This window comes from Polynucleobacter sp. UB-Siik-W21, from assembly GCF_018687415.1.
GTDB lineage: Bacteria > Pseudomonadota > Gammaproteobacteria > Burkholderiales > Burkholderiaceae > Polynucleobacter.
Window position 1 is genome coordinate 229,663 of the sequence record NZ_CP061289.1, and the last position, 12,303, is coordinate 241,965.

General features: G+C 42.8%; 13 protein-coding genes. 11 read left to right on the forward strand and 2 right to left on the reverse strand.

The features are described 5' to 3' along the window. The first annotated feature begins 35 nt into the window (after positions 1-35). The 3 genes from C2756_RS01220 to C2756_RS01230 are packed head-to-tail and all read left to right on the forward strand — an operon-like array spanning position 36 to position 3,474. Positions 36-206: a rubredoxin gene (locus tag C2756_RS01220; protein WP_068947854.1), complete on the forward strand. Its 171-nt coding sequence runs from the start codon at positions 36-38 to the stop codon at positions 204-206. Between the two features lie 45 nt (positions 207-251). Continuing rightward, positions 252-1,550, forward strand: a complete 1,299-nt coding sequence (hemL, locus tag C2756_RS01225; protein ID WP_215319583.1) for a glutamate-1-semialdehyde 2,1-aminomutase — start codon at positions 252-254, stop codon at positions 1,548-1,550. Between the two features lie 22 nt (positions 1,551-1,572). Continuing rightward, positions 1,573-3,474 (forward strand): acyltransferase family protein, encoded by a 1,902-nt coding sequence (locus tag C2756_RS01230; RefSeq protein WP_215319584.1) that lies wholly within the window; start codon positions 1,573-1,575, stop codon positions 3,472-3,474. A 13-nt stretch (positions 3,475-3,487) separates the two neighbouring features. Here the strand turns inward: C2756_RS01230 and C2756_RS01235 are convergent, their stop codons facing one another. Both C2756_RS01235 and C2756_RS01240 read right to left on the reverse strand, forming a co-directional pair. Continuing rightward, on the reverse strand, positions 3,488-4,327 hold the full coding sequence (locus tag C2756_RS01235; RefSeq protein ID WP_215319585.1) for a symmetrical bis(5'-nucleosyl)-tetraphosphatase: 840 nt from the start codon (positions 4,325-4,327) through the stop codon (positions 3,488-3,490). Between the two features lie 38 nt (positions 4,328-4,365). Continuing rightward, the gene (locus tag C2756_RS01240) at positions 4,366-5,838 is read right to left on the reverse strand and encodes a deoxyribodipyrimidine photo-lyase (RefSeq protein ID WP_215319586.1); all 1,473 of its coding nucleotides are present in this window, start codon (positions 5,836-5,838) and stop codon (positions 4,366-4,368) included. Between the two features lie 76 nt (positions 5,839-5,914). On the opposite strand from C2756_RS01240, the gene C2756_RS01245 reads away from it, so the two are divergent. The 8 genes from C2756_RS01245 to C2756_RS01280 are packed head-to-tail and all read left to right on the forward strand — an operon-like array spanning position 5,915 to position 12,303. Further along, entirely contained in the window at positions 5,915-6,724 is an 810-nt protein-coding gene (locus C2756_RS01245) for a YdcF family protein (protein ID WP_215319587.1), read from the forward strand. A 20-nt stretch (positions 6,725-6,744) separates the two neighbouring features. Beyond that, on the forward strand, positions 6,745-7,377 hold the full coding sequence (locus tag C2756_RS01250; RefSeq protein ID WP_215319588.1) for a YqgE/AlgH family protein: 633 nt from the start codon (positions 6,745-6,747) through the stop codon (positions 7,375-7,377). A 1-nt stretch (position 7,378) separates the two neighbouring features. Continuing rightward, positions 7,379-7,780, forward strand: coding sequence for a Holliday junction resolvase RuvX (ruvX, locus tag C2756_RS01255; protein ID WP_371817088.1), 402 nt, complete (start codon positions 7,379-7,381; stop codon positions 7,778-7,780). Positions 7,781-7,812: 32 nt separating this feature from the next. Further along, a complete protein-coding gene (pyrR, locus tag C2756_RS01260) occupies positions 7,813-8,313 on the forward strand; it encodes a bifunctional pyr operon transcriptional regulator/uracil phosphoribosyltransferase PyrR (RefSeq protein WP_215319590.1) in 501 nt (166 codons plus the stop codon). Beyond that, complete coding sequence (locus tag C2756_RS01265; RefSeq protein ID WP_215319591.1) at positions 8,313-9,281, forward strand: aspartate carbamoyltransferase catalytic subunit; 969 nt, start codon at positions 8,313-8,315, stop codon at positions 9,279-9,281. Before pyrR ends, C2756_RS01265 begins: the two co-directional genes overlap by 1 nt. Before the next feature lie 21 nt (positions 9,282-9,302). Then, positions 9,303-10,655 (forward strand): glycosyltransferase, encoded by a 1,353-nt coding sequence (locus C2756_RS01270; RefSeq protein WP_251372083.1) that lies wholly within the window; start codon positions 9,303-9,305, stop codon positions 10,653-10,655. Positions 10,656-10,662: 7 nt separating this feature from the next. Next, positions 10,663-11,565 carry a DUF6492 family protein gene (locus tag C2756_RS01275; protein ID WP_256437782.1) on the forward strand — a complete coding sequence of 301 codons (903 nt, stop codon included), beginning with the start codon at positions 10,663-10,665 and terminating at the stop codon, positions 11,563-11,565. Between the two features lie 6 nt (positions 11,566-11,571). Continuing rightward, entirely contained in the window at positions 11,572-12,303 is a 732-nt protein-coding gene (locus C2756_RS01280) for a glycosyltransferase family 25 protein (protein WP_215319592.1), read from the forward strand.

Sequence of the window (12,303 nt, forward strand, 5' to 3'; positions counted from 1 at the left end):
CCACTAAATGCGTGATTACTGCGGAGACTAGGTAAATGGAATTCAAAACGTATATGTGCCTAATTTGTGGATGGGTCTATGACGAGGCTGCTGGTTTGCCTGATGAGGGTATTGCGCCGGGAACACTCTGGAAAGATGTGCCAATGAATTGGACTTGTCCAGAGTGTGGAGCGCGCAAAGACGATTTTGAAATGATGGCAATTTAATTGGCTGATAACAGCTAAAAATAGATAAAAGCGATTGAGATAAACATGAGTCAAAACGACGTTTTATTTGAACGGGCACAGAAGACAATTCCAGGTGGAGTGAACTCGCCAGTGCGGGCATTTCGTCAAGTTGGGGGTACTCCACGTTTTGTAACCAAAGCCAAAGGCCCCTATTTTTGGGATGCTGACAATAAGCGTTATATCGATTTAATTATGTCCTGGGGTCCCATGATTGTCGGTCATTCGAATCCAGAAGTGGTTGAGGCTGTTCAAAAAGCTGCTGAAACGAGTTTTAGTTACGGCGCCCCTACCGAAGGTGAGATTGAGCTAGCAGAGCGTATTTGTGCTGTGATGCCTAGCATTGAGCAAGTGCGTATGGTCTCTAGCGGTACAGAAGCAACGATGAGCGCTTTACGTCTAGCTCGTGGCTACACAGGTCGTGATCTCATCATTAAGTTTGAAGGTTGCTATCACGGACATGCGGATAGCTTATTAGTGAAGGCTGGCTCAGGCCTGTTGACCTTCGCAGACTCAACCCAGAATGCGCCATCTTCTGGTGGTGTACCTCAAGATTTAGTCAAGCACACATTGGTTTTGCCATACAACGATGTTGAAGCGATCGAAGCGGTATTTAAAAAGCAGGGCGATCAAATTGCTGCAGTCATCATCGAGCCGATTGCTGGCAATATGAATTTGATTCAGCCTTCAAAAGCATTTTTGACTGCGATTCGGAATCTCACGAGCAAGCATGGTAGTGTTTTAATTTATGACGAAGTGATGACCGGCTTTAGAGTGGCTCTTGGAGGTGCTCAGTCACTACAAGGTATTGTTCCCGACTTAACTTGTCTTGGAAAAGTCATGGGTGGTGGTATGCCAATGGCAGCCTTTGGCGGCAAAAAAGAAATCATGTCTAAGTTAGCCCCTTTAGGAAGTGTGTACCAGGCTGGCACTTTGTCTGGTAATCCAGTTGCTGTGGCAGCTGGCTTAAAGACTCTGGAGATTATTTCGAGAGAAGGTTTCTATGAGTGTCTGACTGGTCAAACTCAAAAACTCATGGCTGGTTTAAAGCATGCTGCAGATAAAGCGAATATTCCATTTGCGGTCGATAGCGTTGGTGGTATGTTCGGCTTCTATTTTACCAACGCCGTTCCAACCTCTTATGAGGCTGTCACGAAAACTGATATTGAAGCTTTTAAGAAGTTTTTTCACTTGATGTTAGATGAAGGTGTTTATCTAGCGCCATCAGCATATGAGGCAGGCTTCACATCGATCGCACATGACAATGAAGTGCTGAATGCAATTATTACTGCGGCGAAGAAATCATTTCAGAATTTAGGTAGTTAACTTTATTAATCGCTAGCCCTTCATGACACTGCATAAATACATTCCATCAATTGATGGTTTGCGGGCGCTGGCGGTTTTGGCAGTCATTCTTTTCCACGGTTTTCCTCAGGTATTTCCAGGAGGGTTTATAGGAGTTGACGTTTTTTTTGTTATCTCTGGGTATCTCATTACTCAAATCATTGTTACTCAGGCAGCATCTAAGCAATTTTCTTTTGTTGAATTTTATTCACGACGTATCAGAAGAATATTCCCCACTTTAATTTTGGTTTTTATTGTTGTTTATGGGCTGGGATGGTTCGTCATGTTGCCTAGTGAATTCATGCAACTGGGCAAGCATATTCTAGCGGGCGCTAGTTTTGTTTCTAATTGGGTTTATTGGCTTGAGGCAGGATATTTTGATGAATTAGCTGAACTGAAGCCTTTATTAAACCTTTGGTCTTTGGGGGTAGAGGAGCAATTTTATATTTTTTGGCCCTGCATTATTTTGCTTCTGATGAGAATGAAATTTAGTTTGCGAAATATGCTAATTGGACTCATCGTCTTATCATTTTTAGTAAATATTTTATTTGTGCGGGCCTATCCATCGGCCACATTTTATTTGCCATTTGCCCGTACTTGGGAGTTGGGTTTGGGCGGCCTGATTGCTATCTATTACTCAAGCACACGAGTTAAAAGATTCAATAATCTCATCGCCATGCTAGGTCTAGCGGGAATACTAGCGCCAATCTTTTATTTATCCCCGCAATCTGTTTTTCCGGGGTGGTTAGTTCTTCCAGCTGTTTTGGGTACTGCTTTACTCTTGGCAGTCGCCCAAAGCGATATATTGCCTATGAAGTTTTTTTCAACAAGTTGGGTGGTTGCATTAGGCCTCATTAGTTACCCTTTGTATTTGTGGCATTGGCCTGTTTTGAGTTTTGGCCGCTTAATGAAGGGAGCATCTTTATCTGCTATCGAGACTATTTTTTTATTATTCATCAGTTTGATTTTGGCACACATCAGTTATATGCTAATCGAAAAGAGAATTCGATATCTAGGTAAAAAAATAGTCATCGCCCTTTGTTTGCTGATGGTGGGTATTGGGTTTCAGGGCTGGAACACCTATCACAGAGAAGGTTTGGAACATCGCCTTGCAAAAAATATTCAAATCCCAATTGATCAAAAGCAAGATTTTGTGAAGTGGGAAAGAAAGGGGATGCTGCCTACTGGCCATTGTGAGCCTGGTTTTATATATCCAGAGGCGCATGTATGTGCTCAAAGTAATGGATCCCAAGATGCCGATATTATCGTTATCGGAGATAGTCATGCATTTAGCGCCTATTGGGGCATAGCCAAAGCCTATGGTGATCAGCATGTGGTTAGGTTAGTCGGACAGGGGGCCTGCCTTCCATTCTTGGATGCTGGTCAGTTTGGTCAATATCCAAATTGTAAAGAAAATATCAATAAACAGATTAGCTGGATTACTAGCAATCCTTCAGTTAAGACGGTCTTTATTTTTCATAGGAATCGCGAGATCTCGAGTGATGCAGAACGGGAAAGCTTCGAGCTGGCTGCCAATAAAACATTCGATACCCTATTGCGAGCCAAGAAGCGGGTGGTTTATGCATATGCGTTACCGGAGTTAAACTTTGAGCCCCGTCTTTGTGTTGGGGAGCTACCCCTCGGCAGAAAAAATCCTCTGAATAGCTGCGCCTACCCTATTGATAGAGAGTTGGATAAGCAATCAGGATATCGCTCCAGCATTATCGAGAGTTTGAAGAAATATCCGGGAGTAAATACTTATGATCCCGCCAATTTTTTATGCCCCAATGGGATATGTAATGCCGTGATGAATGGCAAGGTCTTATTTACTGACTCTAATCACTTATCGGAGTCCGGATCAAATATGCAGGGTGCTGCAATTCAAAAGCAATATCCGCTGAATTAATTTTCTTCTTTCCTTACATCCTTAGTGGGTGGTCATAGCCATTCACTTGAATAATTTTCGACTTCTTCATATCTTTATTGCCATCAGAAATTTCCATGGCGGTGAGTTTTCCACCCCATACACACCCTGTATCTAAGCCAACAACATTCTGTTCGCGCAACAACCCTAGGGTTGACCAGTGGCCAAAGTAAATCACAGTATCTTGAGTTTTTCGTTTGGATACTTTGAACCAGGGAATATAGCCTTTTGGCCCATCCTCTAAACCATCTTTGCTGTCAAACTCCATCTGACCGCTAGGAGTGCAAAAGCGCATTCTGGTTAGTGCATTGGTAATCACTCGTAATCGTTCATCACCTTTGAGAGAGCTGCTCCATTTGTTTGGAGTATTTCCATACATACTCCCCAGGAACTCCTTGTAGGATTTACTCCGCAAGGCCCTTTCAACTTCCTGCGCACGTTCAATGGTCTGTTGTAGATCCCACTGCGGAAGAACCCCAGCATGTACGGTAAGTACTTGCCCATTACTCAGTGCCATAGGGCGTTTGCGTAACCAGTTAATAAGCTCTCTTCGGTCTGGAGCCTGGAGGATTAGTTCGACTGTATCAAGGCCTTTGGTTTTTCGAATCCCCGCATCAATCGCGAGGAGATGAAGATCATGGTTCCCGAGAATACATTCGGCACGACCGGATTCTTGTAATGATTTGAGTTGACGTAACGCACCTAATGAGTCTGGGCCGCGATTGACTAGATCTCCCAAAAAAATCATTTTTGATTCTTTAGGAAGTTTTTTGACCAGGGCTTTTAGTGAGGGCGCGCATCCTTGGACGTCACCAACAGCATAGATTTTGCTCATGACCTATCTTAAAGCGGATTAATCAGTTATTAACTGCCTTAGCTGACTTTTTTAACAACGCTATAGCGAACTAAGGTTTTCTTGCGAGCCTCATCATGATCCACTGCAGGTAAAGGGTAATTTCGCCCTAGGGCGATACCAGCAACTTCAAGCTCGATATGACCTGCTTTCCATGGCGCATGAATTGATTTCTTGGAGAGTTTTTCTAACTGGGGTAAGTAACGGCGAATGAACTTGCCCTCTGGATCAAACTTTTCTGATTGAGTAATCGGGTTAAAGATTCGGAAATAGGGCTGTGCATCACAGCCTGAGGAGGATGCCCACTGCCAACCACCGTTATTAGATGAGAGCTCAAAGTCGTTCAGATGCTCTGCAAAATAAGCTTCACCCCAACGCCAATCTATCCCTAAATCTTTAGTTAGAAAGCTTGCCACCACCATGCGTAAACGATTGTGCATATAACCACTTTGATTAAGCTGATGCATTGCCGCATCCACTAAGGGATATCCAGTTTTACCTTCGCACCATGCCTTAAATAATTTCTTGGCATGAGCGCCGCTTTCCCAAGCGATATTGTCATAGTCTGGTTTGAATGAAGCGCCGCTGGCTAAGCGTGGATGATTGGCAAGAATCATGAAATAAAAATCCCGCCAGATCAGTTCACTTAACCAAATAGTGGCACCCATACTTCCCGTTAGCATGCGACGATGAGCCTCTCGAACCAAGCCTCGAATAGAAAGCATGCCAAAGCGAAGATGGGTAGATAGATAGCTCACGCCCTTGATAGCTGGGAAGTCTCTACCAATTTGGTATTGATCAATTCGGGATAGAAAGTCTTCTAAAAAGGCTTGGCCACCCTCTGATCCAGGGGGTAGATAGCTTTCAATGCCGGTTGGACAAAAGCCCATGGACTCTAGCGAAGGAAAGGGCAAGTCTATTTTTTTAGGAATAGGGACAATTTGCCCTGACTTGGGATTGCATTCATAGGCAGCCAGGCCCTTTTCTTGAAGTGTTTTTAGCCAATTGTTTTTATAGGGTGTAAAGATGGAAAAAACAGTATTGGAATTAGTGAGAATTTCTTTTTTCTCAAAAATCACTTGATCTTTATAGCTTTCAAACTGAATACATAATTTTTCCAATGAAGTTTTAACTTGTTCATCTCTGGCGATCGCAGAGGGCTCATAGTCATGATTGGTAAAAACAGCTTCAACACCAAGTTCTTTGGCGATTTGGGGGATGTATTCAGTTGGCTTGCCAAAGCGAACAATAAGACCACCACCTTGTTTTTTAAGCTCATCGTCTATCTGTTTTAAACCTTGCCAAATGAAATCGACCCTACGATCGTGTTTTAAACCCTTGGCATCGAGTTCGCCCTGTATTAAAGGCTTCAGGATCTCGGTATCAAATATGAAAGTTAGCCAGACTTGCTTGCTTTCTTCAAGGGCGTGATGAAGTGCTGCATTGTCATACAGGCGGAGATCGCGGCGGAGCCAAACAAGAGCTTTTTGCATAGCCCCTATATTAGGGCCAATTGCGGGATTTTGTTTGGGGAGGGCCTAGTTAAAAGGATTAAGATCATGATTAATGATGGATACGATCTTTTTTATTCTTTCGAAGGTGTTGCAGTTCTGTATAGAGCCGCTCAATTGGCTTATTGTTTTTGTTCTTCTGGGTTTGCTATTTCTTTCGCTCAGAAAGCTCAATTTGTGCAAGCGCTTTCTGCTGCTGGCTCTATTGGATCTTCTGATAGTGGGGTGGGCACCTACTTCAGAGTTAGGATTAAGCGCTCTCGAAGATGTGATTCCAAAAACGTCACTAGTAAATATTTCTGAAAATGATATTGGCGGAATTATTATTCTGGGCGGTGCTATAGAAGGCGGGGAAATCGCACTATATCGTGGTGAGATATCTATTGGTTCTGCTGCCGAGCGCGTAACAAAGGCTTTTGAGTTGATCCGAAAATATCCTGATCTTCCTTTTATTTTTAGTGGCTACTCGGGGCGCATTAATCCAAAAGGGGTGTCAGAATCCGATGCATTTAAGCGGTTAGTTGCTGAGCAAGGTCTAAGCGAGAAGATGGCTCATTATGAAAATCAGTCACGCAATACCTATGAGAACGTCCTCTACATGAAGCCCATGATTGAAGAGTTTGGCTTAAAGAATGAGGCCGGAGTTCCAAAACCTTGGTTGCTGATTACTTCAGCTAGTCACATGTATCGATCAGTCAAGATATTTGAAAAACAAGGCATCGTTGTCTACCCGTTGCCGGTAGATTATCAAACTGGAAATAGTATTCACTGGGCCTCTTTTGATCTGAGTGAGGGCGCTGACAATTGGGGTAACTTACTACATGAGGTAGTTGGCGTAATTGCTTACTGGATTACCGGAAAAATCTAGATATTCGGTAAAATAGCCATATGACTTCGGCCAACAAAGCCTCCCATGATTCAGACCCAGGATCTTTGATCTCCTATTCAGCCGATCATTTAGCAAATCAGTTCCTTATCTCTATGCCAGGCATGGTAGACCCTAATTTTGCAAACTCTGTTATCTATTTGTTTGAGCATAATGAAAGAGGAGCGATGGGGTTGGTTGTTAATAAGCCCACTGAAGTTGATTTAGCAACCTTGTTTGACAAGATTGAGCTCAAACTGGAAATCGCGCCTTTGCTGGAGCAGTCTGTATATTTCGGGGGGCCAGTTCAGGTAGAGCGCGGTTTTGTTCTACATGAGTCCAATCCTCATCTTTCTTATAGCTCCTCATTGATTATTCCGGGTGGTCTCACGATGACCACCTCTAAGGATGTGCTTGAGGCAGTAGCAATCGGCAACGGACCTAGAAAGTTTTTAATGACCCTAGGCTATGCTGGTTGGGGTGCTGGGCAGCTCGAAGAAGAAATTACCTTAAATGGTTGGATGAATGTTCCCTTATCACGCGAGCAAATGATGGAAATTATCTTCAATACACCATCAAGCCAGCGATATGAAAAAACAATGAATCATCTTGGGTTTGATTTGTCTTCACTTTCTGGTGAAGCGGGGCATGCCTAATATGAGTGCAATTACTGTAATGGCGTTTGATTACGGTACACGTCGTGTTGGTGTGGCAGTAGGAAATTCAGTAACTCAAGTAGGTCAAGCATTAAAAACAATTACTGCGCCTAATATTGATGCGCTCTTTGAGGAGATTCAGGGCCTGATAAGAGAATGGCAGCCACAGCAGTTGGTGGTAGGTCGCCCAGTCTATCCCGACGGAGTAGAGCATGAAATGACTGCGAAAGCGACCCGTTTTGGGAATCAGTTGCATGGAAGGCTGAATTTACCAGTGTCCTGGGTCGATGAGCGCTATACATCCGCTATTTTGGAGGGTGACTCACAGATGCGGGACAATCTAGATGCGCACTCTGCATCTTTGATTTTGGAGCAGTATTTCGCAGAACGGCCACTGGCTTAAATTGATTGAAATTGAGAAGTTTTGAAAAACGAATGAACGCTGAACTGTTATACAAAAAACTACTTGAAGCTCTGCGTACAAGGTCACAGCAAGGGCCTTATGAGCTCGCTGGCTTAGCTATGGGGGGCGCTTGGATTGCAGAGCGCTTAGCTAAAGATTTAGGATTGCCTCATTTTGGCGTGATTAATGTCGCCTTTCATCGCGATGATTATGCTGAGAAAGGGATGACTGCTTTACGGACTGCGAGCACAATGACAACGCATTTGCCCTTTGATGTAAGCGGCGCCAATATTATTTTGATAGATGATGTATTGCTGACCGGTAGGACAGTGCGCGCAGCATTGAACGAGCTGTTCGATTTTGGTCGTCCTGCACAAGTTGAGCTAATGGTTCTTGCAGATCGTGGTAATCGTGAGCTTCCAGTTTGCGCGAACTTTGTGGGCGAGCAAGTACAAGTTCCTGAAAATCAAATTTTGGTTTTAGAAAAAGACGCTGCTGGTAAATTTAGCTTTGAGCTTGAGGAGCGGGAATAATGGGTTCTGGAGGTAACTTAGTGAATCAATTTAATGCCGCTGGAGAGCTAACGCATCTGTTGACTTTAGAGGGTTTACCAAAAGAGCAAATCCTTCATATTTTAGATACTGCGAAGCAATTTGTTAGCGTGACTGACCCTGCTAGGGAGGTTAAGAAAGTTCCGTTATTGCGTGGCAAAAGTGTTTTTAACCTCTTCTTTGAAAATTCTACGCGTACCAGAACGACGTTTGAAATTGCTGCAAAGCGGTTGTCAGCTGATGTTATTAATTTAGACATCTCTACATCATCCACTGCGAAGGGTGAGAGCCTTCTCGATACGATTGATAATTTAGTTGCAATGCAGGCCGATATTTTTGTAGTACGTCATAGCGTATCAAGGGCACCAATCGAGATTGCTAATCATGTGCCCACGCATGTGCACGTTGTTAATGCAGGTGATGGCAGTCATCAACATCCGACCCAAGGCTTGTTGGACATGTATACGATGCGTCACTTTAAGCAGAACTTCAAAGGATTAAAGGTGGCGATTGTTGGTGACATCGTCCATAGCCGCGTTGCTAAATCGAATATTCATGCGCTGACGACTTTGGGTTGCGAAGATATACGTGTGATTGGCCCCGAGAGCTTGTTACCGAGAGATTTAGATATGCTTGGTGTTAAGGTCTTTCACAGCATGGAAGAAGGCCTGAAGGATGTTGATGTGGTGATGACTTTGCGTATTCAAAAAGAGCGCATGGAGGCTGGACAGGTTCCAGAGGGTGAAGCCTTCTTTAAGCAGTATGGTTTAACGTCTTCACGCTTAGCGCTTGCTAAGGCTGATGCGATCGTCATGCACCCTGGCCCCATGAATCGTGGAGTCGAGATTGATTCTATTGTGGCCGATGGGCCTCAATCCGTCATTTTGAATCAAGTGACATTTGGTATCGCAGTGCGGATGGCTGTTATGTCTATCGTTGCTGGTAATTAAAAAGGTCAAGTGGGATCACTAGTGAGCGTTGATATTCCTGCGGTGATTAAAAAAAAGCGTTGGTTGATTTTGTCGCATGGTTTTAATATGGATGGCCGTGCTTCAAGCTTAACTATTACAGACAAAATTCCTTATTTTTTGCATGCAGGTATTGAGCCAGTTGTATTCAGTGCTATCACTGGAATAAAAGATCAGCGATTTCCTCATTATCAATATTTAGCTTGGGGCCCTGCAGCATTTCGATTCGATTTTCGACATTGGATTGCTAACAAATATAGACGTGGATTCTTTTATAAACTCACAACGAGAACAGTTTCGATTTTATTAGCCCCTTTAATTGGGTTAGAAAAATTTATCCTGGGTTATTCAAGTCAATGGTCTTGGGCTTTTCCTGCTTTTATTCACGGTTTAAGTTTGGCCCGACAAGGCAAGATTGACCTAATTTATTCCACTGGAGGGGCATGGTCGGCGCATTTAGCAGGTCTATGGTTAAAAAAGGTAACAGGATTGCCATTAATTGTAGAGGTTCATGATCCGCTAGTGATTAGAAAAAATCCAAACGATCAAGGATTTGAGCAGCCTAAAAATCGCGATGCCCGATTTCGACATTATTTGGAAAAACAACTTATACGTTTTTCCGATAAGGTGTGGTGGTTTACTGATGGTGCTTTACATTATGCAAAGGTAAGAAATCCCAACCTTAACACCCCAAATAATGCTCATGGTTTTGTGGTGACCCCAGGGGCGCATTCACCTATTGGTCTTAACTCAAAAAATCAGCATCAGTACAGTGATAAATTAAATTTATGTCACTTTGGATCTTTAGCAAAAGATCGCTCTTTATCAACCATTCTTAGGGCTCTTATTCCCTTGTTTAAAAAATATCCTCACGCACGTGATTCAATGAGAGTCCATGCATATGGAGCACCTTTGGACCCCCTTACGATTGAAGCCATTGAGAAATTCGGTTTTAATGATGTGCTTTTATCTCATGGGCGTCTAGAGATTGATCCTATTACTGGAAAGTCAGGTCGTCAGCGTGTAGCTGAGAGGATGCGGGAAGCGGAGGTATTAATTTTACTTCACGGCAACGATGAATGGTGTGCCGAATATATCCCTTCAAAGCTCTATGACTACTTGTGGGCCGGAAGGCCAATATGGGGGATCACTCATCGCAATCCACAGCTTGATCAAATGCTTTTAGATCGTGGCGCATATTTAAGCTCTGAAGGTGATTCGGAGGGGATTTCTATAGCGCTAGAGAGAATTTGGTTAGACTGGCAGTTAAAGAAATTAATTGAGCCAATCTGGAAACCTATTGGCGTAGAGCAGGCAGCATATAAAATAATTACTGAAGCGCAAAAAATAAATTAGGAATTTTTTGAAAGATATAGTCCTTTACTGCAAGTCTTACCGCCGAGATTTTCTTCGGCTAAAGCGCCTATTGGAGTCTATCGAACAATTTAATCATGATCATATTTCTTTCTTTATATCTACGCCTCAAGACCAGCATCAAGATTTAATTACTATCCTTGGTGAAAATGGGAATTATCATTGGGTATCTGACGAGTCGATTGTGGCCGCTAACCCAAGAGCGCCAAAAGGTATTGAAAAAACACGCTCGGGTAGCTTGTCTCAACAGGCGATTAAATCAGAGTTTTGGAGGCTGGAGGTCTCCGAGAACTATGTTTGTATAGACTCTGATTGTGTTTTTATAAAACCATTTTATCGCTCAGATTTTTTAGCGCCAGATGGCAATCCCTATACAGTTATTTATCAAAATAAAGAATTCTTCCAGCTTGCAGGTAATCGCAACTACTCTAAGGTGCCCCAAAATCTGCGTCGCGAAGGTGATGCAGTAAAAGCTTTATTTAATAGAAACGGACCGAATTACTATTGCCCTTGCCCACCTTTTATCTGGTCCTCAAAGGTTTGGAGGTCGCTTGATGAAAGTTATTTGATACCCCATAATTTAACTTTTTGGGATGTTTCAAATGATGAGCATCCAGAAACTCTTCTATATCTAGAGGCCTTATTAAACTTCAACGCCATACCTCTTTATCCATTGGAGCAGTTGTTTAGAATTTATTATTATGATTGGCACTTCTTTTTGTTGCGAAGGCTTGGAGAATCGATAGAAAAAGTGCGTCATAATTATTTGGGCGTAATCTATCAATCAAATTGGGAGTCTAATTTAGATTATGGTGTTCCAAATAAATCATTTGCGTCGCGATTGGTTAGAGGTATTAAACGGTTTTCGAAGTACCTCAGTAGCTTTTTATAGATAATGATGAAAGAGAGCATTCCTATTCAGGTATTTGTGATCTCTTTGGAGCGCTCCTTAGATAGGAGGCAAAGAGTCCAAGAGCAGCTTGCAAAAACTGGCATTCATTGGACCTTTTTAAATGCTGTTGACGGATATGCATTGTCAAAGATGCCTCCTTCATACAATAAGGATAAGGTAAAGAGACTTCAAGGTTATGAACTTACTCCGGGCGAGGTTGGATGCTATCTTTCGCATATCAAGGCTTGGCAAGCTTGCGTAGATAATCAAAAGACGACCCTAGTATTTGAAGATGACTTCCTTTTGGAGGCTGGGTTTGATTCTGTGCTGAGTGATTTATTAGCAATTCACAAAGCATGGGACTTAGTGAGGTTATCTGGAATTTATGAGACTGAAAACTGCTTGCTGGAAAGTCGCAAAATATATGACTTAGTTCAGAATTTTGGGGATCCATGTGGAACTGCATCTTATATTTTGAACCCTCAGGCTGCATGCATTCTCCTAAAAAACTCTCCTGATATTTATGAACCCGTTGACCATTATTTAGAACATTTTAAAAAACATGGGCTGAGGTGTTTGGCCGTTAAGCCCTATCCTATCTTACTTGCGCATACGAGATCGACTATTACCGATAGGCCGGGTAGGCAGCCAGTGCAGGGCTGGAAAAAAAAGATGAGATCATTCCATCGGTATATCGATAGAATGATTAATCAATCCCCCTGGTTTCCTAAGACTTAG

Excerpts from the sequence above, each read along its gene's own strand:
- C2756_RS01235 (WP_215319585.1), bottom strand. The coding sequence starts at position 4,327 with ATGAGCAAAATCTATGCTGTTGGTGACGTCCAAGGATGCGCGCCCTCA.
- C2756_RS01265 (WP_215319591.1), top strand. The coding sequence starts at position 8,313 with ATGGGTTCTGGAGGTAACTTAGTGAATCAATTTAATGCCGCTGGAGAG.
- ruvX (WP_371817088.1), top strand. The coding sequence starts at position 7,379 with ATGAGTGCAATTACTGTAATGGCGTTTGATTACGGTACACGTCGTGTT.
- hemL (WP_215319583.1), top strand. The coding sequence starts at position 252 with ATGAGTCAAAACGACGTTTTATTTGAACGGGCACAGAAGACAATTCCA.
- C2756_RS01230 (WP_215319584.1), top strand. The coding sequence starts at position 1,573 with ATGACACTGCATAAATACATTCCATCAATTGATGGTTTGCGGGCGCTG.
- C2756_RS01220 (WP_068947854.1), top strand. The coding sequence starts at position 36 with ATGGAATTCAAAACGTATATGTGCCTAATTTGTGGATGGGTCTATGAC.
- pyrR (WP_215319590.1), top strand. The coding sequence starts at position 7,813 with ATGAACGCTGAACTGTTATACAAAAAACTACTTGAAGCTCTGCGTACA.
- C2756_RS01245 (WP_215319587.1), top strand. The coding sequence starts at position 5,915 with ATGGATACGATCTTTTTTATTCTTTCGAAGGTGTTGCAGTTCTGTATA.
- C2756_RS01280 (WP_215319592.1), top strand. The coding sequence starts at position 11,572 with ATGAAAGAGAGCATTCCTATTCAGGTATTTGTGATCTCTTTGGAGCGC.
- C2756_RS01250 (WP_215319588.1), top strand. The coding sequence starts at position 6,745 with ATGACTTCGGCCAACAAAGCCTCCCATGATTCAGACCCAGGATCTTTG.
- C2756_RS01240 (WP_215319586.1), bottom strand. The coding sequence starts at position 5,838 with ATGCAAAAAGCTCTTGTTTGGCTCCGCCGCGATCTCCGCCTGTATGAC.